The sequence below is a fragment of the Flavobacterium zhoui genome (assembly GCF_042787235.1).
In the GTDB taxonomy this organism is placed as follows: domain Bacteria; phylum Bacteroidota; class Bacteroidia; order Flavobacteriales; family Flavobacteriaceae; genus Flavobacterium; species Flavobacterium zhoui.
On sequence record NZ_JBHZPY010000001.1, the window covers coordinates 431,674 to 457,756 of the forward strand.

The following is a 26,083-nucleotide window of genomic DNA, read 5'->3' on the forward strand; positions in this document are numbered from 1 at the left end:
ATGGCAAAAGTAGTATTAGAATGTTCGTTTTGTGGAAGAAAGAAGCCAGAAACCAATTTATTGATTGCTGGAATCAATGCACATATTTGTGATAAATGTATCGAACAAGCACATGGAATTGTTTTAGAAGAATTAAAATCCAGCGGAAGTTCAAAACTGGTTGGAGATTTGATTTTGAAGAAACCAAAAGAAATCAGAGCGTTCTTGGATCAATATGTAATTGGACAGGACCAAACTAAAAAAGTAATGTCGGTTGCAGTTTACAATCACTACAAACGTTTGATGCAACAGCAATTAGACGATGAGGTTGAGATTGAAAAAAGTAACATCATCATGGTGGGACAAACAGGAACAGGAAAAACATTGGTGGCTAAAACCATTGCAAAAATGTTGGATGTGCCTTTAGCCATTGTTGATGCAACGGTATTAACTGAAGCAGGTTATGTTGGGGAAGATGTCGAAAGTATTTTGACGCGTCTTTTGCAAGCTGCTGATTATGATGTTGCCAAAGCAGAACGCGGAATTGTATTCATTGACGAAATAGATAAAATTGCACGTAAAAGTGACAATCCGTCTATTACGCGTGACGTTTCTGGAGAAGGAGTGCAACAAGCATTATTGAAATTATTGGAAGGAACCGTTGTGAATGTACCACCAAAAGGAGGACGTAAACACCCGGACCAAAAATTTGTTGAGGTAAATACACAGAACATTTTGTTTATTGCCGGTGGTGCTTTTGATGGAATCGAAAGAATTATTTCGAAACGATTGAACCGTCAGGCCGTTGGTTATTCTACTTCAAAAAATGTGGATAATATTGACAAAGACAATTTGTTGCAATATATTATTCCAAAGGATATCAAAGATTTTGGATTGATTCCGGAGATTATTGGTCGTTTGCCAGTATTGACACACATGGATCCTTTAGACAGAGAAACCTTGCGTGCGATTTTGACACAACCTAAAAATGCGTTAATCAAACAATACGAGAAGTTATTTTTGATGGATGATGTTGAATTCACCATTACAAATGAAGCATTGGATTTTATTGTTGATAAAGCGTTAGAATACAAATTAGGAGCTCGTGGATTACGTTCGTTGTGCGAAGCAGTCTTAACCGATGCGATGTATGAATTGCCAAGTTCTGATGATAAAACATTAGAAATTGACGTGGATTATGCTAAAGAAACGTTGAATAAAAACTTATTGAAGCGATTGGAGATTGCATCGTAAAGATTGCATATTTCTAAAAAATATAAACCTGTTCATTTATTTTGAACAGGTTTTTTTATGGATTATTTAAAAACTACATTCTTGCTTTTAAAAGAGAACCGACTTTAAATATTTTGTAAATTTATTGTCTGAATTTAAAAGGAAAATGTTAGTTTTTAAAATAGATATATAAAATTTTAAATCTAAAAAAAATATAGAAAAGATGATAAAAAAAGTCTGGCTTAATTTACCCGTCAAAAATATTGAAGCTTCAAAAAAATTCTTTCTTGAAATTGGTTTTTCATTTAATGAACAGCATGATACGGCATATTCAACATGCCTTTTAGTTGGAGATGCTAATTTTGTAGTAATGCTTTTTGAAGAAACTCAATTTGCAAGCTGTATTCAAAATAAAATTACAGATACTGCTGTAAGCTCAGAAATATTAATTTCTATCGATACCGAAAGTAGAGAAGAAGTGAATGAGTTCGCAAGGAAAGTTGAGGCAGCAGGAGGTACGGTTTTCGCCAAACCTGCCGAAAATCAAGGTTGGATGTATGGTTGTGGTTTTGCAGATTTAGATGGGCACCGTTGGAATATGTTATATATGGATTTTAGTAAAGTGCCCAAACAGTAAATTTTAAGCTATTCCAAAAAAACAAGGTGACGATATTAGATTGCATCTTGAAGATTGCATTTTTCTCAAAAATATAAACCTGTTCATTGATTTGAGTAGGTTTTTTTATAGGTAATTTAAACTATTTGTTATTTTTTAAAAAACAAACATGATTCTTTTTTTATCAGCATTAGAATGCCGATTTTTGTCCATTCTAAATCAAATAATTACAAGATGGAAGTAGAAGATAAAGAGATTATTTTATTAAAAGTTTCTGGTCAGGACAAACCAGGGGTAACTGCAGGTTTAACATCTATATTGGCGACTTATGATGCCATTATTCTTGATATTGGTCAGGCAGATATCCATGATACATTGTCTTTGGGGATTTTGTTTGAAATAAAATCGGGTTCTTCTTCTGGACCTGTTTTAAAAGATTTATTGTTTAAAGCCTATGAATTGGGGATCAAGGTTAAGTTTACCCCAATTTCTATTGCTGATTACGAAATCTGGGTAAAAGCACAACGCAAGCAGCGCTATATAATAAATATTTTAGGAGAAACATTGACGGCGGTACAATTGTCGGCGGTGACTAAAATAATGTCAGACAAGAACTTGAATATTGATTCGATCATTCGATTGACAGGCAGAACTTCTGTGGTCGAAAAGGAGAAATATCCACGTTCTTGCATACAATTATCGGTAACTGGCGATATTGTTGATAAAACATTTATGACTGCCAGTTTTATGGAAATTTCCAGGACTTTAAATGTAGATATTTCTTTTCAGGAAGACAATATGTACAGAAGAAACAGACGTTTAGTGTGTTTTGATATGGATTCTACTTTGATTCAAACCGAAGTTATTGATGAACTAGCTGAATTAGCGGGTGTGGGTGAGCAGGTAAGAGCCATTACTGAATCGGCTATGAATGGTGAGATTGATTTTAGCGAAAGCTTCAAACAACGAATGGCTTTGTTAGAAGGTTTGAGTGAAGATGTGCTAAAAACAGTTGCTGAAAATCTTCCAATAACACAGGGAGCCCATCGCTTGATGAAGGCCTTAAAATATTACGGATATAAAACCGCTATCTTGTCTGGAGGATTCACTTATTTTGGTAATTATTTACAAAAGGAATTGGGAATTGATTACGTTCATGCCAATGAATTGGAGATTATAGACGGTAAATTGACAGGGAAATATTTAGGCGAAATTGTCGATGGTAAAAAGAAGGCAGAATATCTTCAAGCTATTGCCGATAAAGAAGGCATACATATCAACCAAACCATTGCGGTAGGTGATGGTGCAAATGATTTACCCATGTTGAATTTGGCAGGCTTGGGAATTGCTTTTCACGCTAAACCGAAAGTAAAAGAAAGTGCCTCTACTTCAATCTCCAGTCTTGGCCTAGATGGTGTTTTATACCTGTTAGGCTACCACGATAGACATATTGATATGATGGATGAGGAAGAGTAAATTCTATATTTATAATAAAAAAGAGGCTGTCTAAAAATTAATTTTTGGACAGCCTCTTTTTTATTTAGACCTTAATGGTCGATATTTTTTCAGGTTTTTCTAACCTTGGTTTTTCGGTAGATTTACAGATTCCTCTTGTTCCACATCTCATTCTGTGAGGTCCGCAGGAACTAAGTAAAACTATTGTGATCACGATGTAGATGGTGTATTTCATCTTTTTTTCGTTTTTATATGGTTTGAAACTGCATGCTTTTCAGTTGTTCCAGATAATCTCTTTGATTTGATAATCTTGGAATTTTATGTTGTCCGCCCAGTTTATTTTTTCCCTTTAGCCAATCATAAAATAAATTTTTTCTCGCTACATTAATTACTAACGGATTTAACGTCATGTTGTTGTAGCGTTTCGCTTCGTAATCGGAGTTTAAGGATTGTATAGATTCATCTAATGCTTTCTGAAATTGGGAAACATCTGCGGGGTTGTCTTTAAATTCAATCATCCATTCGTGCGCCCCTTTTTCTTTACCTTCCATAAATATGGGCGCAACAGTATAATCGACAACTTCCATTTTAGTCATTTTACAGGCCTTGGCTATAGCCTGATCCGTATTTTCGACCATTAATTCTTCTCCAAAAACATTGATGTGATGTTTTGTTCTGCCTGTAACCCGAATTCTATATGGATTCAATGAGGTGAAACGAACGGTATCACCAATCAAATAGCGCCATAAACCGGAATTGGTAGTGATTACCAAAGCATAATTTTTGAAAAGCTCCACATCAGCTAAGCGGATTACTTCTTGATTGGGTGTCCCAAAAGTATCCATCGGAATAAATTCATAGAAAATTCCGTAATCTAACATTAAAAGTAAATCGCTGGAATTGTTTAAATCCTGAATGGCAAAAAAACCTTCGGAGGCATTGTATATTTCGTAATATTTAAAATCTTTTTTAGGGAGTATTTTTTTGTATTGTTCTCGGTAGGGTTCAAAATTCACACCTCCGTGAAAATACACTTCCAGATTAGGCCAAAGTTCAAATAAATTACCTTTTCCGGTTTCTTCCAGCATTTTATTCATTAGAACTAACATCCAGGAAGGAACTCCGGCGAAACTGGTTACATTTTCGTTTTTTGTTTCGTTTATAATCGCAGCAATTTTAGTTTCCCATTCGCTCATTAGGGAAATCTTGTTGCTAGGAGTGCTGCTGAATTCAGCCCAAATAGGCATATTTTCGATTAAAATTGCGGATAAATCGCCAAAGAATGTGTTATTGTCTTCATAGATTTGGGAGCTTCCGCCAAGGCGAAGACTTTTTCCTAGAAAAAGTTCTGAATCCTCATTATTGTTCAGATACAAACACAATAAATCTTTACTTCCTTTATAATGGCAATCTTCCAGCGCTTCATTACTTACCGGGATAAATTTACTTTTGGCATTGGTTGTTCCACTTGATTTAGCGAACCATTTTATTGGCGTTTCCCAGAAAACATTTTGTTCTCCTTTACGAGTTCTCTCGATCAGTGGCTGTAATTCTTCATAAGTAGAAATAGGAATTCGATCTGAAAAAGTGGCATAGGAATTTATCGATGCATATTCATATTTTTTGCCTAAAACAGTATTTTTTGAAGACTGAATTAAATTCATAAGCAATTCTTCCTGAACTTCATTGGGATATTTCAGGAAAAGTTCAATCTGATGGATTCTTTGTTTAAGAACCCAAGAAGCAAACGAATTGATTATGGTTAGAGGCATTTTTAAATTATGAATTATGAATTGTGAGTTATAACTTTACCAAAAATAACAAAATTTGTTTAACTAGTAGCGTTAAACCTGAAACTTTAATCACAATGACTTACGAAGGTGTACTTACAAAAATGCAGACTGAATTCGGGACCCCAATTCAATATTACTTGGTTTTTGAAAATAGTTTTTTGAACGTGAATCAATTACTGAATAAAAATATCGAAATCAATTTTGTTGGATTCCAATGTTTGAACTGCGGAAAAAAGAAAAAGATATTCCGTCAGGGATTTTGTTACGATTGCTTTTATTCTAGTGCTGCAGTAGGAGATTGGATTATGAAACCCGAGTTGAGTACTGCGCATCTGGGTATTCAGGACAGGGATTTGGTTTATGAAGAGAAAGTACAATTACAACCTCATATTGTATATTTAGCTTTGTCAAGCGAAGTGAAAGTAGGAGTTACACGAAAAACGCAAATACCTACGCGTTGGATTGATCAAGGTGCAAATCAAGCTATTTCGATTGTTGAAGTTCCCAATAGATATTTAGCAGGAATTACTGAAGTTGCCTTGAAGAATCATTATGCCGATAAAACAAATTGGCGAAAAATGCTGACAAATACTTTTGAACAGGTTGATTTGATTGCCGAAAGATTGAAAGCAGAACATTTAATCCCTACGGAGGTGCAAGAGTATTTTTATTCGCAAAAGAATGATTTATATGAAATGCACTATCCCGTTTTAGAATATCCAAATAAAGTAAACAGTTTAAGTTTAGATAAAACGCCTCAGTTTCAAGGAAAACTCACAGGGATAAAAGGACAATATCTTATTTTTGAAGGTGGAACAGTTTTCAATATCCGTGGTTCCGAAGGATATGTGGTAACGATTAATGTATAAAAAAATATGGTTTAGAACATTAAGGAATTAAGTGTCATTAAGATTTAATGCTTAGTTTTTCTTAATTTCTTAATGGTTTAATGATAAAAACAAGTTGTTTTACAACATGTCCGGTGAAGTCTTTTGTCTCGTATTATTGTTACGTTTTCAAAATTTTCTCAAACATCGTTAAGGAAATGAATGCTTTGCTAATATTAATATGAACCCGGAATTTTTCTAAATAATTCGTATTCGTTGTCATTTCCTAAATATTCTGCCAGTAAAACCAAGGAAATTAATTCTTTATCATTCGTCTTTGGTTTTATTTCTGTAGAAGAAATGAATTGTTTTTTTTTTTAATTTTATTTAAAAACTCTAATGTTTTGTCGTAACTATCTTAAAAATTGTGCATCTATTTAACTGTTTGAAAATCAATTAAACAAATTGATTTTTTGATAAAAGAACAACCTTTTTGTATCTAATTTATTAATGCACTACGAGTTACATATTGTTATTATTTCATCCTCAGAAAACACCTGTTATCTATTTTTATTTTAATTAACCCCTGATTTTTAATATCTTTGACAAAAACACATACCTATGTATATTATTTTAGCCGCCATTTTAGTGATTGTAACTCTTTTTCTGATTAACTCGTCTTTATTAGATGGCTTCCGAACTAAAAAAGCGCGATCATTTGAATTTTTTATTTCTTTAATTTCCACGTTCATCGGTTTCTTCATCGCATTAAGTCTTAATACAATTTTATCTGACATCAATGAAAAACAAAATTTGGTAAAGCTGTTGAACGCGACTAATCTTTCTTTGGAAAATAATGAAATGAAAACGAAAGGAATGTATCTGAATCCTGCCAAAAAAGGAATTGACATTACAGAAATCATTCAGTACTCACCAGTAGAAATCCCGAAATTATATACTAATCTGGAAATTAATTCTCTTGTCAATGATTATTTTTTGTCAAATGCATTTCAGGCATATATTTTGTGTAATGACAATCTGCAAACTTTTGTAAAGAGTGCCAATGCTGCGAATACATCCTCAGACAAAAAAATTCAAATATTAGAAAAATATCTTACTTATTTAAATTTAGCAAAACAAGTAAATACTTTGGAAATCAAAAGACTGAACGGAGACATCTCTCAGTCTGATGAAAATTTAGAGTTGCAAAAATTAACCCAACAGATTATGAACAATTAAATAGAATAATGAAAAAAATAATTATGTTATTGGCTTTAGTAGGAATAATGCTTACAGCCAACAGTTGTAAAAAAAATGATGCATCCAATGTGAAAATAGATTTTACGCAGTCTTATGAAGATGCCGCTTTAGCATTATTAACAGCTCAGAAAAATTATGATGAAGCCGTTGCGACAAATGATCCTCTAAAAATTAAATCAGCTAAAAAGGAATTGCAGGCAGCCCAAGAAAAATATTTAGAATCCAAAAAAATATATGTTGCTGAAGGCGGAACAGTAAAATCTCAGTACGAAAGTTATTTAGTAACCTCAGCTCGAACTTTGGGAATACAAAGGCCGGATAGTGTAAGTAATGTTGTCAAAAAATATGACAGCATTATCACTGGTAAAACTAATGCCAAAATAGAAAACACTGCAAATGAGGTGAAAGCCAAGGTAAATGCCGAAAAAGGCAAATTAGTTGAAGATGCTAATAATAGAGTATCTAATGCTAAAAATACAGCAGAAAAGACAAAAGCTGATATTAAAAAAAGTGCTGAGGAAAAGATAAATATAGCCAAACAAGATCTGAATAGTCTTTTTGAACAAAAATAATTCTCATTTTAATGAATTAAAAAAGTCCCAACCGATTATTCGGATTGGGATTTTTTTTGTTAATATTTTTATTTTGTAATTTATTGATAATTGAATGATTGTTAAAGTAGTTTTTTTTTAGCTAAAATTATGGTTTTGAATCAGCCAAGTGATTTCGAATATTTTCTTTAACATGCTTTTCTTTCTTTTGGTTATATAAATTTAGGAAAAATCCTGCCTTACTTCCTACAAAAATAATAGTTTAAGATTTAGAACTTTCTAATATTATCCTAAATAATAGTTTGTTACAAAAAAACAAGTCCGTTTAAGCAATTACTTAAACGGATTATTTTTAATTTAATTTTTAAAAAAAAACTATTGGACATTGATTTCAAATGGCATCATGGCTTGAACTCCTTTTTGCGATTGTAATCTTTTTATTTGTTCCATAATTTTATAGTTTTCTTCTCCTATTTCTTCCTTAATAAAGTCTGCTTTAGAGTTTGCAAAAGGTAGACTTTCTAAAATATCTTTGAAATTTTTCTCATATTCCGGATAGTTTTGTGTACTGTAGTTTTTTGTTTTTGCGATTCTTGCGGCTTCATCAATGGCATCATCCAAACCTCCAATTTTATCTACAAGTCCTTTTTTCAAAGCTTCAGAACCAGACCAAACTCTTCCTTGGGCAATGGCATCTACTTGAGCAAAAGTCATTTTTCGTCCTTGAGCAACATGTGTAACAAACGTTTTGTAAATATGTTCTACACCTTCAAGAGTAACGGCTTTGAATTTCTCGTCTAAAGGGACAAAAGGACTATAATTTGCGGCGTTTTCATGGGTTTTTACCTGTTCGGTGTTGATGCCTATTTTTGTCGCCAGCTGAGTAAAATTAGGCAGTATTCCAAAGACACCTATCGAGCCGGTGATTGTGTTGTTTTCTGCAAAAATTGTATTGGCATTACAAGCAATATAATACCCTCCTGAAGCTGCGTAATTCCCCATAGAAACTACTACAGGTTTAACTTTTTTAGTCAATTCAATTTCTCTCCAAATCAAATCAGAAGTCAAAGCACTTCCTCCCGGGCTGTTGATGCGAAGTACTATTGCTTTTACATCTTTGTTTTTTCGGGCTTCTTGCAACGAACGACGCATAGAACCTTCTCCGATTGTATTTACATCGCCTTCGCCACTCATTATTTCTCCCTGAGCATAAATAATTGCAATTTGATCTTTACCATCACTGATTTTTGAAGTCGTTGCCACATTTTTTGCATAATCCAAAATGGTAACTTTATTGTAGTCTTCGTCTTTATCTACTTTCAAAATGTTTTTAATGGCATTATGATAGACATCTTCGTAAGCAATAACATCAACTAATTTTTCTGCTTTAGCCATTTCTGGAGTTCTGGCTAAAAGTCCGTTTGCGATCTCATTTAATTCGGCTACCGATATATTTCTGCTTTTTGAAATATCAGTTACAATCGAAGTCCAAACTGAATTTAATAAAGCGGTAACTTGTTCTCTATTGGCATCACTCATTTTATTTTCAAGGAAAGGTTCTACGGCGCTTTTGTATTTTCCGTGGCGTATCACTTCCATTTTTAGACCTGATTTTTCTTGGAATTCCTTGAAAAACATAATTTCAGCAGAAAGACCTTTGAAATCCATATCACCTACAGGATTCAAATAAACGGTATTGGCAACAGAGTTTAAATAGTACTCTTTTTGTGAATAAGAATTGGCATAAGCCATTACAAATTTTCCAGATTTTTTAAAATCTTCCAGCGCGTCTCTCAAGGCTTTGCTTTGGGCCATACCTAAAGAAGAATTATTATTTAAAATTGATATCCCTTTGATGTCGTCGTCAGTTTTTGCTTTCTCAACAGCATTTATAATATCCGTCAAGCCTACTTTTTTGTTTTCTGAAAAAATAGTCATCCATGGATCTTTATATTTTCCTGCATAATCATTTTTTATATCTTCTAAATTCAGTTCGATCACAGAATTGCTTTTGACCTTAACGCCCTCAGATTCTCCTCCAAAAATGGCTCCAATAATCAGTATCCCGAAAAAGAACAGCATGAAAAAAACAAAAATACCTATGATGGTAGCCAGTACATTTCCTAAAAATTTCATATTTATATTTTTTTTTAATAAGTCTCAAATAAGGTCAATTTGTTACAACTTTAGGTTTTAAAATTCTAAAATTAGTTATCAACACTCTTTGCAAAGATACTCCTATTCTAAAATTCTTTTACTTAATTTGCGCTTAATATGAAATCACAACATCAGGTCGTTTTATCTCTAGGAAGTAATCAAGGAAATCGATTGGAAAATATCGAGAATTGTTTGCAATTTATACATCAGGAAGTGGGAACAGTAATCAAAGTTTCCAGATTGTATGAGTCTCCGGCATGGGGTTTTGATAGTGATGCTTTTTATAATTGTGTTGCAGTTATTCATACGACGAACTCTGCGCAGAAAGTTTTAAATCAAGTTCTAAAAGTTGAAAAAAAATTAGGCCGGGTTCGAAGTAACAAAGTAGGATATCAATCTCGTACTATTGATGTAGATTTGATCTCCTTTGATGAGGAGATTATTGATTCTGAAAAACTCCAGATTCCACATCCGTTAATGCAAAACAGGAAATTTGTTTTGCTGCCTATCCAAGATTTAAATTTGGATTGGAAACATCCTGTTCTAAAAAAAACAATTTCGGAGTTGCTGGAATGCTCGGCAGATCAAAGTGTTTGCAAAGTAATTCAGGAGCTAAAAAGCCCTTTGCAAAGTATTTCACTGGAACAATTTAATTATGTTGCCTTTGAAGGTAATATTGGAGCAGGGAAAACAACTTTGGCTACAAAGATTTCAGAAGATTTCAATGCAAAAACAGTTTTGGAACGTTTTGCGGACAATCCTTTTTTGCCTAAGTTTTATAAAGACCAAAACCGATATGCGTTTCCGCTTGAAATGTCATTCCTTGCCGACAGGTACCAGCAATTATCAGATGATTTAGCGCAATTTGATCTGTTTAAAGATTTCATAGTGGCTGATTATCATATTTTTAAATCGTTGATTTTTGCCAAAATCACGCTTGCAGAGGATGAATATCGTTTGTATCGTAATCTTTTTGATATCATTTATAGAGAAATGCCAAAACCGGATTTGTATATCTATTTGTATCAAAATTCCGAACGATTGCTGCAGAATATCAAAAAAAGGGGTAGAAGCTATGAACAAAAAATCCCAGCTGAATATTTAGAAAAAATCAATAATGGCTATTTGGATTACATTAAATCACAAACGGAATTAAATGTATTAATCATTGATGTTTCGGATCGGGATTTTGTAAAAAACCAAGAAGATTATCTATATATTTTAAATGAAATTCAGCAGAAAATCAGCTGATAAAATTAAGAGGAGCTTATCTTTTAAGAGAAAAATGGCCGCTTAATTGAGGTTTGGTATTGTCAATTTTTAAAATGTACCAATAATCGGATGCCGGTAATAAACTATTATTAAATGTACCGTCCCACATTATTTTTTTTGCATTTAGTCTCGTAATCAACTTTCCATATCTGTCAAAAATAGAGACTTCGGCTTCTGGATAGTTTACCAATCCTTTTACTTCCCATACATCATTATAAGAATCATTGTTTGGAGTGAAATACTTAGGTGCAATTAGTACAATAAAGGGTTTTGTATCATAACTACAGAAATTAACTTCTCTTACATAAGCAGTTTGCAGACCACCGGGCGCATTAAAAAATACATTTGAATTTTGAAAGTTGATGCCGTCAATAGAAAATTCAAAATAAGTTTGGTCCGTTTTTAAGTAAATTACCAGTGTTGTTTCGTTAACATCAACACGATCAATTTCAGGAGTATTATGTTCAGTAACATTTATCTTTTTCCTGCTGGTGCAGTTTTCCGGTGTAGGACTAGTTATATCAACGTAATAATTTCCTGCAGCTTTAATACTGATTTTTTGGGAGGTTTCTCCAGTTGACCATAAATAGGTCATGTTTGGAATTTGGGCGTCAAGTGTTATAATTGCTGATTTGCACAAAGTTAATTGCTGATCTACAACAGCGGGCGGGGTGTAAATTTTAATTTGAACTGGGGTTCGAGCATTAGTAATACAACCGTTATTTTGCGCTTCAGCGTAATATGTTGTGTTTTGAGAAATAGCAGAAATAATAAAGCTTGTCCCGGTTCCTTCAACTGCCCCGCCGGTTGCAACTGAGTACCAATTGATAGTCCCAGCACTAACGGTTGCTTGAAGTGTAACTGCCCCGGTACCGCATCTTGTTGCAGGAGTATTGGTTGAAGTTACTATGGGAGTAGCATTTATAGTCGCAATAATTGGTGTTCGAGGGGTGGTGCAATTAGCACCTGCATCTACATAATAGGTTGTGGTTGTAAATAAATTTGGCGTTGAATAGGAGTTTCCTGCTGCTAATAGATTTCCTCCGGCTGCAGCATCAAACCAATTTACAGTTCCGTCAGAAGCTGTTGCTTTAAGCGTCACGCTTCCTGAATCGCATCTTTGCGAGGGAGTTGTATTTGTGATTTTAGGTATCCTGATTGTTGTACTTGTTGAAATTTTGAGTGGTAATTCGTTTGGCATTCCGCCAAATTCTACAATGTATCCTTTGGCTTGATAATTTCCTATTGCATCCCCGTTTAACTGTAAATCATTCCAGGATCCAGGTGTTCCTGGAACGCCGGGTGCTTTAACATGTGCATAATGTTCAACTCCGTTACTGTTATTAGGTTCTCCGGCATTCCAATTGGCATAAGTTGGTGATGTGCCATTTGCTCCTCCATTCCAGAATACACTTCCGTTTTCGGGTCCAGTTACCCATTTCCAGACGCCCTCTGTTTCTGCATCGCTGCCACCAATCCATCCGTTTCCGTTTGCTTGTGCTCCGCAAAGTTGTGCTTCATCGGGAGCGGTAATTGTGGCTAAATATCCTTTTAGTCCAAAATAAGAGCTATTCTCGGCAGCTGTTTTTGCTGCTGTCCAACTGATTCCAGGATTTGAGATGTATTCATAGTAATGACCGTTTCGGGCTAAGTAATTTGCTTGGCCTATTGTAATTGAGAAACTACGAATTCCGGAAGGAGATGTGTTGCTACTGGAATATTTTATGTCTTTTATGGCGGCTATGAACGCTGCAGTGCTTGGTTGTCCTGTTGATCCGGTTAAAGTAAATTTCCCAGATAAACCATCCCAAATACTTGTAATTGATGGATGGGTTCCTGCCAATGACAATACGTCTTCGCCGCTAATATAACCCGAAGAAATCTGTATATAAATCGAAGTAATGAAATTGTCAGGGTCTGCTATTAATATATCACTTACAATATTTAAAGAAGTTCCCGGGCAGTAGGGTTGATTGTTGTTTTGAGCAATTAGAATGGGAGCAGTACTAGCAACTGATTCTTGAGTCTTTTTTTTATATGATGGATTAAAGGTATGGCGTGTTTTATTGGAAACATTTTTTTTTATTGTATAATCAAAGTTGGATGCGTAGTTTACTTCCGAAGAGAAAAATACTAAAGCTAAAATTATTTTTAAAAAAACATGTTTTCTCATTTTATAAAAGTATTGTTTTTCTTGTTTGAAAAAACATTAATTTATGCAGTCCAATTTATTTTTTGAAACAAATCCCAAACGACAATGCCTGCGCTTACTGAAATGTTCAAAGAATGTTTGGTTCCTAATTGTGGTATTTCAATCGAACCATCACATAGAGCGACTGCTTCCTGTGAAACTCCATAAACCTCATTCCCAAAAACTAATGCGTATTTTTTGTCTTTTTCAATTTTGAAATCTTGAAGAAAAATAGCACTTTCCACTTGTTCGATTGCCAGAGTGATTATATTCTCTTTTTTTAAATTTTCAATTACTGTCAGGACATTGTCATTGTGTTCCCAAGTTACCGTTTCTGTTGCTCCAAGCGCGGTTTTATGGATTTCCTTATTTGGAGGAGTTGCCGTAATACCGCATAAGTATATTCTTTCAATCAAAAAGGCGTCAGCAGTCCGGAACACAGAACCGATATTATGTAAACTTCGAATATCATCTAAGACTAAGATAATGGGTGTCTTTTTAGATTCTTTAAAAGCTTCGATTGATTTTCTTTCCAATTCGCTGTTTTCAAGCTTTCTCATATTTTTCAGGGTTTGTCTTCATAAAAAAAGCTTCCGAAATTAGGGAAGCTTTTTAATGTAAATTATATTAGAAATTAGCTTTTTGGTGCATCATCTGCTAAAACCGTTCCTTTTATTGTAAGCGTTTTTGTTGCTTGTCCAGCTGCATTTGATGTTACTGTCACCGTTTTTGTAAAAGGACCTACTCTATCAGTAGCATATTTTACACCAATAATACCTTTTGCACCAGGAGCAATTGGTTCTTTTGGAGTTGTAGGAACTGTACATCCACATGAACCTTGAGTATTAGTTATAATCAATGGTTTGTTTCCATTATTAGTAAAAACGAATTCACGTTTTCCGTCTGCATTATGGGCAACAGTACCATAATCGATAGTCTCAGTTACAAAAACCATTCCTGCTCCATCAACTTTTGGAGTTGAAATTTTAGTAGTTGAAGCCTTGATTTTTTTAGTAACTTTAGATGTTTCTTGCGCATTAGAAGCAGTAACTCCTAATACTAATAATAACGCTAGTGTAACTATTTTTTTCATTGTCTTGTTTTTTTTAATTAGTTAAACAAATTTAAAGAAAAAATCATGCCAATGGCTTAATTTTTCCTTAAAAATATTAATTTTTTTTGTAGTCCACTATAATTCGTTTTAAAATATATAAATTCGCTGATCATTTTTTTTTCATTTTTTAAATATAAAATAACTTGGCATCTAAAGATAAAACGGTTAAGGAAACGCCATTAATGAAGCAATATAACGAGATCAAAAGGAAATATCCTGATGCGTGTTTATTGTTTCGAGTAGGAGATTTTTATGAAACTTTTGGTGAAGATGCGGTTCGTGCATCTAAGATTCTTGGTATAACCTTGACAAAACGTGGCGCAGGTTCTGAAACAGAAACGGCCTTGGCAGGATTTCCGCACCATTCTATCAATACGTATTTACCAAAATTAGTAAAAGCAGGTCTTAGAGTGGCTATTTGTGATCAACTTGAAGATCCAAAAATGACTAAAACCATTGTAAAACGCGGCGTTACTGAACTGGTGACACCAGGTGTTTCGATGAATGACGAGGTTTTACAGTCTAAAACAAATAATTTTTTGGCATCCATATATTTTGCAAATAAATCAATTGGAATTTCGTTTTTAGACGTTTCTACCGGGGAGTTTCTTACAGCTCAGGGAAATGCAGAATATATTGACAAGCTACTGCAGAATTTTAATCCCAGCGAAGTACTAATTCCTAAAAACAATAAAAATGATTTTAGGGAGATTTTTGGGGAGGATTATCACAGTTTTTATCTGGAAGATTGGATTTACAAAGAGGATTATGCTTTTGAAGTCCTAACCAAACATTTTCAAACTGTATCGCTAAAAGGTTTTGGAATCGAAGAATTAAAAGAAGGAATTATTGCTTCGGGTGCAATTTTATATTATTTGTCCGAAACACAACACAACAGAGTGCAGCATATCACTGCCATTCAACGTATTGCCGAAGATGCTTATGTTTGGATGGACCGATTTACGATACGCAATCTTGAGTTGTATCACAGTTATAATCCAAATGCGGTTACACTTCTCGATGTTATTGATAAAACGCTTTCGCCAATGGGTGGTCGTTTATTAAAACGATGGCTGGCCCTGCCGTTGAAAGACAGTAATAAAATTCGAAGTCGTCATGAAGTGGTTTCTTATTTAAAAGAAAATCAGGACGTTTTAAAAAACATCCAACATCAAATCAAGCAGATTTCTGATTTGGAGCGTTTGATTTCCAAAATTGCTACTGGGAAAGTCTCACCTCGCGAAGTAGTTTATTTGAAAGAATCCTTGGATGCTATTATTCCAATAAAGACTTTGGCATTGCAAAGTCCGCAGGAAGCAGTAAAAGTGATTGGGGACAGTTTGCACAGCTGTGATTTACTTCGTGAAAAAATAAAAAACACTTTAAATCAAGATGCTCCTGTAGCTGTTTCTAAAGGGAATGCCATTGCAAAAGGAATAAGTGCCGAGTTAGATGATTTGAGAGCGATTTCAACTTCTGGAAAAGAATTTTTAGAAGGAATTGAAAAGCGAGAATCACAATTAACGGGAATTTCTTCTTTGAAGATTTCCTTTAACAATGTTTTTGGATATTATATTGAAGTCAGAAATTTACATAAAGACAAAGTTCCGTCTGAATGGATTCGTAAACAAACGTTGGTTAATGCAGAACGTTACATTACGGAGGAATTAAAAGAATATGAAACCAAGATTCTGGGTGCCGAAGAGAAAATTTACAAAATTGAGGTGGATTTGTTTGAGCAATTAGTAAGTTGGATTGCAACTTACATAAAACCGGTTCAAATGAATGCTAATTTGGTCGCGCAACTGGATTGTTTGTGTTCTTTTACGCAATTAGCGATTGAAAATAAATATGTTTGTCCGGAACTAGACGAAACATTCGAACTCGAAATAAAAAACGGAAGGCATCCTGTTATCGAAAAGCAATTGCCAGTTGGGATGCCTTATATTGCCAATGATGTTTTCTTAGACAAAGAGACGCAACAATTGATTATGATTACGGGACCGAATATGTCTGGTAAGTCGGCTATTTTGCGTCAAACAGCTCTGATTGTCTTACTAGCTCAAATGGGAAGTTTTGTTCCTGCTGATAGCGTAAGAATGGGGATTATCGACAAAATATTCACCAGAGTAGGGGCAAGTGACAATATTTCAATGGGGGAATCTACTTTTATGGTTGAAATGAACGAAACGGCTTCCATCTTAAATAATATTTCCGACAGAAGTTTGGTATTGTTAGACGAAATTGGGAGAGGAACGAGCACGTACGATGGGATTTCTATCGCTTGGGCGATTGCGGAGTTTTTGCACGAACATCCGTCAAAGCCTAAGACATTGTTCGCCACGCATTACCATGAGTTGAATGAAATGAGTGAGTCATTACCTAGGATCCAGAATTATAATGTTTCGGTGAAAGAATTAAAAGATACTGTGCTTTTTATTCGAAAGTTGGTAAAGGGAGGTAGCGCACATAGTTTTGGAATACATGTGGCAAAAATGGCAGGAATGCCACAGATAGTGATTCTAAAGGCTCAAAAGTTATTAAAAAAACTGGAGAAGAACCATTCAAGCGATGCTCTAAACGGAATTAAAGAGGCGAAAGATGAAATGCAAATGAGTTTCTTTAATCTTGATGACCCTTTATTAGAAGAAATCAAAGAAGAGATCTTAAATTTGGATATAAATACCATAACTCCAATGGAAGCTTTGATGAAACTCAATGAAATCAAAAGAATGTTAACCAGAAAATAATTTATTGGGTTTTAAAGTTTACGTTATCAGAATGTTAACTTTAATCTGTGAATTTTTTATAAAAAAGACTTGTGTAATTCAATAAATGTCCTAAATTTGCATCCGCAATACGGAACAAGTATCGCGGTTCTTTTTAAGAATTGAAAATGCGAAAATAGCTCAGTTGGTAGAGCGCGACCTTGCCAAGGTCGAGGTCGCGGGTTCGAGCCCCGTTTTTCGCTCCACACCACATAATGCTCGGATGGTGAAATTGGTAGACACGCTGGACTTAAAATCCAGTGAACAGCAATGTTCGTGCGGGTTCAAGTCCCGCTCTGAGTACTAAAAAAGCTTCAAACTATGTTTGGAGCTTTTTTTATTTTATAATAAATCCATTTAGATTTTACAATTTTAATTGCAAGTGCTTAAAAGTATAGCTCTTTTAGCGTCTGCAGTAATTTCAATTTATTCAAGATAAACTAAACTATGGGGGCATTTGTAATTAGTAAAAGATTTAATGACGAGTATAAATTTGTTTTTACTTCCCGAAAGGGAAAGATCATTTTTACTAGTTTAAGTTATGAACTTAAATTTGAGTGTGAGGAAGATATTGAAAAGTTAAAAGAGAATATCGAATCAGCAGATTTTTTAAAGTTTAAGTCTTCCAACGGAAAGTATTATTTTAAATTAATACTCAAAGGATCTCATCTTGCTACCAGCAGAAAATACACTACTTCTTTGAGGCTTCAAAAAGGAATAGATGAAATTGTTAAATATGGTTCAATAGCTGAAATTTTAGATTTTTCGGCAAATGATTTTGTTTTTGAAGATTAAGAATTATTACGAAGCAGTACGTTAATAAAAAAGAGAGCAATGGGTAATTACCCGTTGCTCTCTTTTTATATCCATATACGCTCTAAAAGCGTCAGTACAAATAATTAAAAAAGCCATCTCGCTTACGCGGATGGCTTTAAAATTTTTAGAATTGAATTCTAATTATTTTTTTGCAGCTTCAGTTGCAGTAGCAGCAGCTTTAGTAGCAGTTGCAGCAGCGTCAGTAGCAGTTGCAGCAGCAGAGTCAACAACAACAGCAGCAGAATCAACTACAGCAGCAGCAGAGTCAACAACAACAGCAGCAGAATCAACTACAGCAGCAGCGTCTTCAGCAGAAGCGTCAGCTTTTTTACATGATACAACAGTTAAAACAGCAACAACAGCTAAACTTAAAAATACTTTTTTCATCTTACTTTATTATAAAAGGTTAATTATTAATTCGTGGCAAAGATATAAATTTTTTAATATGTAAAATATTTTTTTATTTTTTTTTTAAAAAATAATATTTTTCGCCAACATTCTCATTTACAACAACTATTATGCCAGAGCGCTAATTTTATGAAATATGGACCGTTAAATTAATAAAAGAAACTTTGTGGGGCTTTTTTTATAATCCAATGACAAGGAATGCGCTATCATGCCTAAATAGCAGTGACTGATTTGCGTCCTGATTTTTTTTTTAGAAAATTAGAGCAATTCAAAATTCGAAATAGTTTTCATTATAATATTGGTAGCACCTTTATTCATTTGCACAAATGTTTCACATATATGACCTTTTTCGTCTCTTTCAACCTTGATAAGGATTAAGTTCATTAAATTGGTTTCCAGTTCCTTTTTATTGGAAATAGAAATACAGCCTTCAAGGTTTACTAAAGCAATCGCCTCCGTAAAATGAGAGTAGTTTGGACCAATCACTATTGGAACGCCATAAGTAGCGGGTTCCAGGATATTATGTACACCAGGATTTCCAAAACCTCCACCCACATAAGCAATGTCAGCATAACTGTAAATTTTCGTCAAAATACCAATAGTATCAATTATAAAAACATCATAATCAGCTAGATTTTTATCGACCCTTTCGCTGAATAAAACTGTTTTTCTTGTGATGCTGTTTTTTAGATGTTCAATTTGTTCTGCTTTAATGTTGTGTGGTGCAATTATAAATTTGGCATTGTATTTATTGGCATTGATAAAATCAACTAATAAACTTTCGTCTTTTGGCCATGAGCTTCCTACTACGATGGTAAGTGTATTGTTTTTGAACTCAGAAATAAAATCCAAAGAATTGTCTTTTTCTAAAATTGCTGTAACTCGGTCAAAACGCGTATCTCCTGAAACAGCAACATTAGCTTTGCCCAATTGTCTTAATAGTTTTTTTGAATTCTCGTTTTGCACAAAAAAATAAGTAAAAGTATCCAGTGCTTTTCTATAAAACCCGCCGTACCATTTAAAGAACATTTGATTTTCCCGAAAAATACCTGAAATCAGATAAGTTGGCGTTTTTAGATCCTTTAGTTCGCTTAAATAATTTAACCAATATTCGTATTTAATAAAGAAAACGAGTTCAGGATGCACTAAAGTTAAAAACTCTTTCGCATTCCCTTTGGTGTCCAGCGGTAAATAAACCGTGACGTCTGCAACCGTATTGTTTTTGCGTACTTCATAGCCTGAAGGCGAAAAAAAAGTAACTACAATTTTATGGGAAGGAAATTTCGCTTTAATTTTTTCGATTACAGGCAGTCCTTGTTCGTATTCGCCTAAAGAAGCAGCATGAAACCAAATCGTTCTGTCCGAAGGTTTTATTTTTTGTTCCAAAGTTGGAAAAACAACTTTGCGACCTTCCACAAAAAGTTTAATTTTTGGACTGAAAACAGCGACTAGTTTTAAGGCTTGTGAAGCGAAAACCACAAATAAATTATAAAGGAAAAGCATCGTTAAAAATTTGTGTGCTAAATTACATCACTTTAAATAATTTTCATTGTAATAAGTCATTAAATAACTATTTTTGTTCTCGTTTTATAAAAGGTTTTATGGCGTTTAGTAACTTCAAACCATAAATTAGCATCGTCCTTAGGTCAGCTGAAGGATAAATTTTAAACAAAATCTCAATGAAAAAAATTCAAATGGTTGACTTAAAAAGTCAATATGATAAAATAAAAGATACTGTAAATACGGCTATTCAAGAAGTTTTAGATACCAATACTTATATTAATGGACCTCAAGTTCATCAGTTCCAAAAATCTTTAGAAAACTATTTAGATGTAAAACATGTCATTCCATGTGCAAACGGAACTGATGCGTTGCAAATCGCTATGATGGGATTGGATTTAAAGCCAGGAGATGAGGTTATTACTGCTGATTTTACCTTTGCCGCAACTGTTGAGGTGATTGCTTTGTTGCAACTTACGCCGGTTTTGGTTGATGTCGATATGTATAATATGAATATTTCAATCGAAGGAATAAAACGCGCTATTACACCAAAAACAAAAGCGATTGTTCCTGTGCATTTATTTGGACGCGCGGCTAATATGGAAGCGATAATGGCTTTGGCGACCGCACACAATCTATATGTTATAGAAGATAACGCACAAGCTATTGGAGCCAATTGTAAGTTTTCTGATGGAACAAAAAAGAAAGCTGGAACAATAGGACATGTAGGATCTACCTCCTTTTTTCCGTCTAAAAATTTAGGTTGTTACGGTGATGGTGGAGCGATTTTTACAAATGACGATGCTTTGGCTCACAAACTTCGCGGAATTGTGAATCACGGAATGTACGAACGCTATCATCATGATGTGGTAGGAGTTAACTCTCGGCTGGATAGTATTCAAGCGGCAGTTTTAAACGCAAAATTACCATTATTGGATCAATATAGTAAAGCAAGACAAGATTCAGCGAGAAAATATTCCGCAGCTTTTGAAGGCCATAAAAATATTGTAGCGCCAAGTATATGTGACATTTGTGACTGCCATGTTTTTCATCAATATACATTGAGAATCATTGATGCCGATAGAGATGGATTAATGCAACATTTGCTGGATAAAGGCATTCCTTGTGCCATTTATTACCCAATTCCTTTACATTCGCAAAAAGCATATTTAAACACAAGATACAAAGAAGAAGATTTTCCTGTGACAAATCGGTTGGTCAAAGAAGTAATTTCGTTGCCAATGCATACAGAACTGGATAACGAACAAATTAAATTTATCACGGATAGTGTTTTAGAATTTTTGAATTAATAAAATATGAAAGTACTAGTAACAGGAGGTTTAGGTTTTATAGGATCCCATACCGTAGTTGAATTACAAAATGAAGGTTTTGAGGTGCTAGTTGTAGATAATCTTTCTAATACTTCTTTGAGTGTATTAGACGGAATTGAGGTGATTACCGGAAAAATTCCAGCATTCGAAAAATTAGATTTACGTGATAAAGATAAAGTGCAGGATTTTTTCAAAAGACATAATGATATTTCTGGGGTAATCCATTTTGCAGCTTCAAAAGCAGTAGGGGAAAGTGTTGAAAATCCTTTGTTGTATTATGAAAACAACATCAATGCGTTGGTATATGTTTTGCAGGAATTAGAGAAAAAAAATGAAGCTAGTTTTATTTTCAGCTCCTCTTGTACCGTTTATGGTCAAGCCGAAAAAATGCCAATTACTGAGGATGCATCAATTCAAACAGCAATGTCGCCTTATGGTAACACAAAGCAAATAGGAGAAGAAATCATCACTGATGTTGCTAAGGTATCTAATATTAATGCCATTCTATTGCGCTATTTTAATCCTATTGGAGCACATCCATCTGCTGAAATTGGAGAATTGCCTATTGGCGTACCACAAAATTTAGTGCCTTTTATTACACAAACCGGTTTAGGATTGCGTACTGAATTATCTGTATATGGGGATGATTATCCTACTCCAGATGGCACAGCTGTACGCGATTATATACACGTAGTTGATTTGGCAAAAGCACATGTAATTGCTTTGCAACGGCTATTAAACAAAAAGAACATAGCTAAAGTGGAAACCTTTAATTTGGGGACAGGCACAGGAAGTTCTGTGTTAGAAGTCATTCATACTTTCGAAAAAGTAAGTGGTAAAAAGTTACCATATAAAATAGTAGATCGTAGAGAAGGTGATATTACCTCGGCTTACGCCAATACTGATAAAGCAAACACTGTTCTAGGCTGGAAAGCAAAATCTACCTTGGAACAAGCTTTGACAAGTGCTTGGAAATGGGAACAAAAAATTAGAAAATAAAAAAAAGCTGTCATTGACAGCTTTTTTTTTGGAATTATTTTTTTCCTGCTTCTTTCAATTTTTCAGCGGCTTCATCTATTTTTTTAGCTCCTTTTTCAAGAGTTTCTCCAGCTTTAACCTTAGTAGAATCAACTGCAGCATCAACTTTTACAGCAGCTGTATCCATTGCTTCTCCCATTTCATTCCCAACTGCTTCAGTGGCCTCTTTTACTTCGTCTTTTGTTTCTTTTTTACAAGAAGTCATTAAAGTTGCGATAAGTGCTAATCCTAAAAGTGCTTTTTTCATTTTTTTTATTTTGATAAATTAATAATTTGAGATAAACTCCTATTATAAAGATAAAAAAAATCCCCATAAACGGTTGGATATGAAGATTAATTATTTATCAATTTTGTTATTAAGCGTTCGCCGTCACCGCTTCTCTGTCAATTTTTCCAATCAATCCGGCTAATACTTTTCCAGGACCCACTTCGGTAAACAAAGTAGCACCATCAGCAATCATTTGTTGTACGGATTGTGTCCATTTTACTGGAGCTGTCAATTGTATGATTAGGTTTTTCTTGATCTCATTAGGATCTGAAACTGCGCTTGCCGTTACGTTTTGATAAACGGGGCAAATAGGAGTAGAGAAAGTCGTTGCTTCAATCGCAGCGGCCAGTTCTTCTCTTGCCGGTTCCATCATTGGAGAATGAAAAGCACCTCCAACAGGTAATAATAAAGCACGTTTTGCTCCAGCGGCTTTCATCGCTTCACAGGCTTTTTCTACTGCAATTGTTTCTCCTGAAATTACTAATTGTCCTGGGCAGTTATAATTTGCAGCGACTACGATTCCGTCAATCGAAGCGCAAACTTCTTCTACGATGTTGTCCGCTAATCCTAAGACGGCAGCCATAGTCGAAGGTTTTATTTCGCAGGCTTTTTGCATCGCCAAAGCGCGTTGGGAAACCAATTGCAGTCCGTCTTCAAAGGATAAAGTGCCATTTGCTACCAATGCTGAAAATTCGCCCAATGAATGTCCCGCCACCATTTCTGGTTTGAAATCTTGCAAAGTTTTAGCCAAAATAATTGAATGTAAGAAAACCGCTGGTTGCGTAACTTTGGTCTCTTTCAATTCCTCGGCTGTACCTTCAAACATGATATCTGTGATGCGGAAACCTAATATTTCGTTCGCTTTTTCGAATAATTCCTTTGCTAATGGGGAGTTCTCATATAAGTCTTTGCCCATTCCGGTGAATTGTGCGCCTTGACCTGGAAATACGTATGCTTTCATTGTTGTTGGTTTAAATTTGTCTGGACAAAAATAGTATTTTTTTTAGGAGCAGCAACAATTGTTGTTCTTATCAATATTGCTCCTGCTGTACGCTGCAATCTCAGCGAGGATTTTCGCTTCCATCAGGGCTAAAAAGAAACTGTAGGATTTCAAGAAACAAGAAAAGAGTTGTATTTACACAACGCTTTCCTTTCAAATTAAGATTTGTTATTTGTTCTTGTAATACGTTAACGCTCCCGAAGGACATTTCTTTACCGTATCAATAATTTTCTCCGTCGAAGAACTTTCAATTTTAATCCACGGTTTTTCTTTGGGTTCAAATACAGCGGGATGCTTGCGGACACAGTTGCCCGAGTGAACGCATTTACCAGCTTGCCGTACCGCGGTGACTTTATTCTTTTTTAATGTTTTCCCAATCCGTAGTTACAAGGTGGTGTTAATCGTTATTGTTCCTTTTAAAATTCTGGAAACAGGACATTTTTCAGCAATCATGAACAGTCGTTCTTTTTGTTCTGGAGTAATTTCAGTCGGAAAAGAAATGTTTCTGGAAATTATAGTAGTCATTTCATTACCTGTTTCTTGTGTTGCATTCAATGTAATATTAATTTCGGGGATTAACCATCCTTTTCGGTCAATATACATGCGTAAAGTTGATAAAGTACAGCCTGCTAAAGAGGCAAGAAGAGTGGAGTAGGGATCTGGGCCCAGATCATTTCCATCTATACTTTCCGGCTCATCCATAATAAGCTGACCGTTTCGCCAAGAAATGGTACACAAGTATTTTTGTGTCCCAATATGGCCGCTAATATCTTTTTCTAATAATTTTTTCATAATTATAAAACGTCGCTAAATTCGGGGTTTTTATCAAAAACACTTTTCGAAAAAGGACATAAAGGAAGAATTGAAATGCCTTTTTCTCGAGCAAATTAGACTACTTTTCCCACGATTTTCTTTCCAAATCCTTTCCCGTTTTTACCTAGATTTACTTCTGTATGGTCAATGATGATTTTATCTTTACCAGTAAAAACAAATATTATTTTGGCTTTTATTTTCTCATTTACAGCCATTTAGAAGAATCCTTTTTTTTCGTTGTATTCTAATTCTAGGATTTCACTCATAAAAAAAAATTAATGCTGCATCGGAATTTCCATCAATAAAAACTCGGAATCTGAGGCCGCTTTAATGTCCAAAGAATTGGTATTCCAAATTCCAAAACCATCTCGAGTTTCTAATTCGTGTCCGTTAATCATTATAGTTCCGGAGAGGATAAAGACATAAACGCCATTTCCTTCTTTTTTAAAATTGTAAGTTGCTGAAACATCTTTGTCAAATTTACCCAAATGAAACCAAGCATCCTGATGAATCCAAACGCCTGAATCATCAGCATTGGGAGAAAGAATTTGTTGCAACTTATTTTTTCGATCCTCAGGATTTAAAGTAATTTGTTGGTAACGTGGTTCTACGTTTTGTTGGTTGGGATAGACCCAAATTTGCAATAATTTAGTTCTTTGATCGGCATTTGGATTGAATTCACTATGTTTCACCCCAGTTCCGGCGCTCATAACTTGAATGTCGCCACTTTTAATGGTTTCAGTATTTCCCATACTGTCTTTGTGTGCTAAATCCCCTTCAAGAGGAATGGTAATAATTTCCATATTATCGTGTGGATGCGTTCCAAAACCCATTCCAGCTGCAACAGTGTCGTCATTTAAAACACGAAGTGTTCCAAACTGCACTCTTTCTGGGTTGTACCAACTTGCGAAACTAAAACTGTGGTAAGCATTCAACCAGCCATGATCAGCATGACCACGTGTATTTGCTTTGTGTATGATTGTATTTTCCATGATGAAATAAATGTAGTAATTATTATAATACAAATTTACAATCATAGCGAGAAAAAGGCTCTTAATGTAGATTAAGAAATAGTTTTCAGTTAGTAAGACTGTAAACTGCTACTGAACACTGATTACTACTTTCTCAACAGTCTCGACTTCATCTTACTAAAGAATTCAGGTGTGACGCCAATATAAGAGGCAATATGTTTTTGTGGTACTTTTTGAATGAGACTCGGATATTTTTTGCAAAATTTCTCAAAGCGCTCTTCTGCGGATAAACTCAAATTATCCATCAATCGTTCTTGGTTTGCCACCAATGAATTTTCAGTTAGAATTCGAAAAAAGCGTTCTAGTTTTGGAATTTCTATATAAAGTTGTTCTTGATTTTCTTTTGAAAGCAGAACGACTTCGGCATCTTCTAAAACTTCGATAAAAAGAGCACCTGGTTTTTGCGAAATTAAGCTGTACATATCACCAATCCACCAGCCTTCGCAAGCAAAATTTAAAACATGCTCTACAATGTTATCATTAATATTGAAACTTCTCAAGATTCCAGAGTTCACAAAATAAGAATGTTTGCAAACTTGTCCTGAATTCAGTAAAAGACTTTTGGCTTTAAAATAATGTGTTTCAATTTTAGACAAAAAAAGTTGCTCTTCTTCAGGAGTAAGAGTTACATGCTTGGTAATATTTTGAAGAATTAAAGACAA

Annotated in this window: 25 protein-coding genes, 2 tRNA genes and 1 pseudogene; 13 read left to right on the forward strand and 15 right to left on the reverse strand. The window is 34.5% G+C overall.

From position 1 onward, the window contains the following. The 3 genes from clpX (at nucleotide 1) to serB (ending at nucleotide 3,304) form a co-directional block, all read left to right on the forward strand. The gene (gene clpX / locus ACFX5F_RS01915; RefSeq protein WP_314897625.1) at nucleotides 1–1,233 is read left to right on the forward strand and encodes an ATP-dependent Clp protease ATP-binding subunit ClpX; all 1,233 of its coding nucleotides are present in this window, start codon (nucleotides 1–3) and stop codon (nucleotides 1,231–1,233) included. A gap of 202 nt (nucleotides 1,234–1,435) precedes the next feature. After that, entirely contained in the window at nucleotides 1,436–1,849 is a 414-nt protein-coding gene (locus ACFX5F_RS01920; RefSeq protein ID WP_379849384.1) for a VOC family protein, read from the forward strand. Between the two features lie 213 nt (nucleotides 1,850–2,062). Next, nucleotides 2,063–3,304 (forward strand): phosphoserine phosphatase SerB, encoded by a 1,242-nt coding sequence (gene serB / locus ACFX5F_RS01925; protein ID WP_379849386.1) that lies wholly within the window; start codon nucleotides 2,063–2,065, stop codon nucleotides 3,302–3,304. A 227-nt stretch (nucleotides 3,305–3,531) separates the two neighbouring features. Here serB and ACFX5F_RS01930 read toward each other — a convergent pair whose 3' ends face one another. Then, nucleotides 3,532–5,055: a GH3 auxin-responsive promoter family protein gene (locus tag ACFX5F_RS01930; protein WP_379849388.1), complete on the reverse strand. Its 1,524-nt coding sequence runs from the start codon at nucleotides 5,053–5,055 to the stop codon at nucleotides 3,532–3,534. A gap of 95 nt (nucleotides 5,056–5,150) precedes the next feature. Here ACFX5F_RS01930 and ACFX5F_RS01935 point away from each other — a divergent pair, with 95 nt between their 5' ends. The 3 genes from ACFX5F_RS01935 to ACFX5F_RS01945 all read left to right on the forward strand — a co-directional run bounded on the left by ACFX5F_RS01935 (nucleotide 5,151) and on the right by ACFX5F_RS01945 (nucleotide 7,735). Further along, nucleotides 5,151–5,945 carry a DUF2797 domain-containing protein gene (locus ACFX5F_RS01935; protein WP_379849390.1) on the forward strand — a complete coding sequence of 265 codons (795 nt, stop codon included), beginning with the start codon at nucleotides 5,151–5,153 and terminating at the stop codon, nucleotides 5,943–5,945. A 579-nt stretch (nucleotides 5,946–6,524) separates the two neighbouring features. Next, on the forward strand, nucleotides 6,525–7,142 hold the full coding sequence (locus ACFX5F_RS01940; RefSeq protein WP_379849392.1) for a hypothetical protein: 618 nt from the start codon (nucleotides 6,525–6,527) through the stop codon (nucleotides 7,140–7,142). 8 nt (nucleotides 7,143–7,150) lie between these two features. After that, nucleotides 7,151–7,735: a hypothetical protein gene (locus ACFX5F_RS01945; RefSeq protein ID WP_379849394.1), complete on the forward strand. Its 585-nt coding sequence runs from the start codon at nucleotides 7,151–7,153 to the stop codon at nucleotides 7,733–7,735. A gap of 354 nt (nucleotides 7,736–8,089) precedes the next feature. Here ACFX5F_RS01945 and sppA read toward each other — a convergent pair whose 3' ends face one another. Beyond that, nucleotides 8,090–9,850: a signal peptide peptidase SppA gene (gene sppA, locus ACFX5F_RS01950; RefSeq protein WP_379849396.1), complete on the reverse strand. Its 1,761-nt coding sequence runs from the start codon at nucleotides 9,848–9,850 to the stop codon at nucleotides 8,090–8,092. Between the two features lie 138 nt (nucleotides 9,851–9,988). On the opposite strand from sppA, the gene folK reads away from it, so the two are divergent. Further along, nucleotides 9,989–11,122, forward strand: a complete 1,134-nt coding sequence (gene folK, locus ACFX5F_RS01955; RefSeq protein ID WP_379849398.1) for a 2-amino-4-hydroxy-6-hydroxymethyldihydropteridine diphosphokinase — start codon at nucleotides 9,989–9,991, stop codon at nucleotides 11,120–11,122. 16 nt (nucleotides 11,123–11,138) lie between these two features. Here folK and ACFX5F_RS01960 read toward each other — a convergent pair whose 3' ends face one another. From ACFX5F_RS01960 to ACFX5F_RS01970, 3 genes are all read right to left on the reverse strand, one after another. Further along, entirely contained in the window at nucleotides 11,139–13,316 is a 2,178-nt protein-coding gene (locus ACFX5F_RS01960; protein ID WP_379849400.1) for an Ig-like domain-containing protein, read from the reverse strand. A gap of 41 nt (nucleotides 13,317–13,357) precedes the next feature. Further along, on the reverse strand, nucleotides 13,358–13,894 hold the full coding sequence (locus tag ACFX5F_RS01965) for an RNA methyltransferase (protein ID WP_379849402.1): 537 nt from the start codon (nucleotides 13,892–13,894) through the stop codon (nucleotides 13,358–13,360). Nucleotides 13,895–13,968: 74 nt separating this feature from the next. Beyond that, nucleotides 13,969–14,427, reverse strand: a complete 459-nt coding sequence (locus tag ACFX5F_RS01970; RefSeq protein ID WP_379849404.1) for a DUF1573 domain-containing protein — start codon at nucleotides 14,425–14,427, stop codon at nucleotides 13,969–13,971. Between the two features lie 164 nt (nucleotides 14,428–14,591). On the opposite strand from ACFX5F_RS01970, the gene mutS reads away from it, so the two are divergent. The 4 genes from mutS to ACFX5F_RS01990 all read left to right on the forward strand — a co-directional run bounded on the left by mutS (nucleotide 14,592) and on the right by ACFX5F_RS01990 (nucleotide 18,011). Next, entirely contained in the window at nucleotides 14,592–17,198 is a 2,607-nt protein-coding gene (mutS, locus tag ACFX5F_RS01975) for a DNA mismatch repair protein MutS (RefSeq protein ID WP_379849406.1), read from the forward strand. 148 nt (nucleotides 17,199–17,346) lie between these two features. Then, nucleotides 17,347–17,422 (forward strand) — tRNA-Gly (locus ACFX5F_RS01980). A gap of 11 nt (nucleotides 17,423–17,433) precedes the next feature. After that, nucleotides 17,434–17,519: transfer RNA gene (locus ACFX5F_RS01985), tRNA-Leu, on the forward strand. A gap of 144 nt (nucleotides 17,520–17,663) precedes the next feature. Then, nucleotides 17,664–18,011 (forward strand): YegP family protein, encoded by a 348-nt coding sequence (locus ACFX5F_RS01990; protein WP_379849408.1) that lies wholly within the window; start codon nucleotides 17,664–17,666, stop codon nucleotides 18,009–18,011. A 162-nt stretch (nucleotides 18,012–18,173) separates the two neighbouring features. Here the strand turns inward: ACFX5F_RS01990 and ACFX5F_RS01995 are convergent, their stop codons facing one another. Both ACFX5F_RS01995 and ACFX5F_RS02000 read right to left on the reverse strand, forming a co-directional pair. Continuing rightward, entirely contained in the window at nucleotides 18,174–18,419 is a 246-nt protein-coding gene (locus ACFX5F_RS01995; protein WP_379849410.1) for a hypothetical protein, read from the reverse strand. A 279-nt stretch (nucleotides 18,420–18,698) separates the two neighbouring features. Continuing rightward, nucleotides 18,699–19,943: a 3-deoxy-D-manno-octulosonic acid transferase gene (locus ACFX5F_RS02000; RefSeq protein WP_379849412.1), complete on the reverse strand. Its 1,245-nt coding sequence runs from the start codon at nucleotides 19,941–19,943 to the stop codon at nucleotides 18,699–18,701. 176 nt (nucleotides 19,944–20,119) lie between these two features. Between ACFX5F_RS02000 and ACFX5F_RS02005 the strand changes: the two genes are divergently transcribed. Together ACFX5F_RS02005 and galE are read left to right on the forward strand one after the other, a co-directional pair. Continuing rightward, nucleotides 20,120–21,250 (forward strand): DegT/DnrJ/EryC1/StrS family aminotransferase, encoded by a 1,131-nt coding sequence (locus ACFX5F_RS02005; protein ID WP_379849414.1) that lies wholly within the window; start codon nucleotides 20,120–20,122, stop codon nucleotides 21,248–21,250. A gap of 6 nt (nucleotides 21,251–21,256) precedes the next feature. Next, the gene (gene galE / locus ACFX5F_RS02010; RefSeq protein ID WP_379849416.1) at nucleotides 21,257–22,270 is read left to right on the forward strand and encodes a UDP-glucose 4-epimerase GalE; all 1,014 of its coding nucleotides are present in this window, start codon (nucleotides 21,257–21,259) and stop codon (nucleotides 22,268–22,270) included. A gap of 34 nt (nucleotides 22,271–22,304) precedes the next feature. Here the strand turns inward: galE and ACFX5F_RS02015 are convergent, their stop codons facing one another. The 8 genes and pseudogenes from ACFX5F_RS02015 to ACFX5F_RS02050 form a co-directional block, all read right to left on the reverse strand. Beyond that, entirely contained in the window at nucleotides 22,305–22,556 is a 252-nt protein-coding gene (locus ACFX5F_RS02015) for a hypothetical protein (RefSeq protein WP_379849418.1), read from the reverse strand. Nucleotides 22,557–22,665: 109 nt separating this feature from the next. After that, nucleotides 22,666–23,538: an ACP S-malonyltransferase gene (gene fabD, locus ACFX5F_RS02020; RefSeq protein ID WP_379849420.1), complete on the reverse strand. Its 873-nt coding sequence runs from the start codon at nucleotides 23,536–23,538 to the stop codon at nucleotides 22,666–22,668. A 207-nt stretch (nucleotides 23,539–23,745) separates the two neighbouring features. Beyond that, nucleotides 23,746–23,955 (reverse strand): (4Fe-4S)-binding protein, encoded by a 210-nt coding sequence (locus tag ACFX5F_RS02025; protein WP_379849781.1) that lies wholly within the window; start codon nucleotides 23,953–23,955, stop codon nucleotides 23,746–23,748. A 6-nt stretch (nucleotides 23,956–23,961) separates the two neighbouring features. Then, nucleotides 23,962–24,369 carry an OsmC family protein gene (locus ACFX5F_RS02030; protein ID WP_379849422.1) on the reverse strand — a complete coding sequence of 136 codons (408 nt, stop codon included), beginning with the start codon at nucleotides 24,367–24,369 and terminating at the stop codon, nucleotides 23,962–23,964. Nucleotides 24,370–24,371: 2 nt separating this feature from the next. After that, nucleotides 24,372–24,449, reverse strand: a pseudogene (locus ACFX5F_RS02035) (GNAT family N-acetyltransferase); the annotation flags it as partial. Between the two features lie 15 nt (nucleotides 24,450–24,464). Next, the gene (locus ACFX5F_RS02040) at nucleotides 24,465–24,605 is read right to left on the reverse strand and encodes a hypothetical protein (protein ID WP_379849424.1); all 141 of its coding nucleotides are present in this window, start codon (nucleotides 24,603–24,605) and stop codon (nucleotides 24,465–24,467) included. Nucleotides 24,606–24,665: 60 nt separating this feature from the next. Continuing rightward, nucleotides 24,666–25,382: a pirin family protein gene (locus tag ACFX5F_RS02045; RefSeq protein ID WP_379849426.1), complete on the reverse strand. Its 717-nt coding sequence runs from the start codon at nucleotides 25,380–25,382 to the stop codon at nucleotides 24,666–24,668. 125 nt (nucleotides 25,383–25,507) lie between these two features. Continuing rightward, nucleotides 25,508–26,083: a Crp/Fnr family transcriptional regulator gene (locus ACFX5F_RS02050; protein ID WP_379849428.1), complete on the reverse strand. Its 576-nt coding sequence runs from the start codon at nucleotides 26,081–26,083 to the stop codon at nucleotides 25,508–25,510.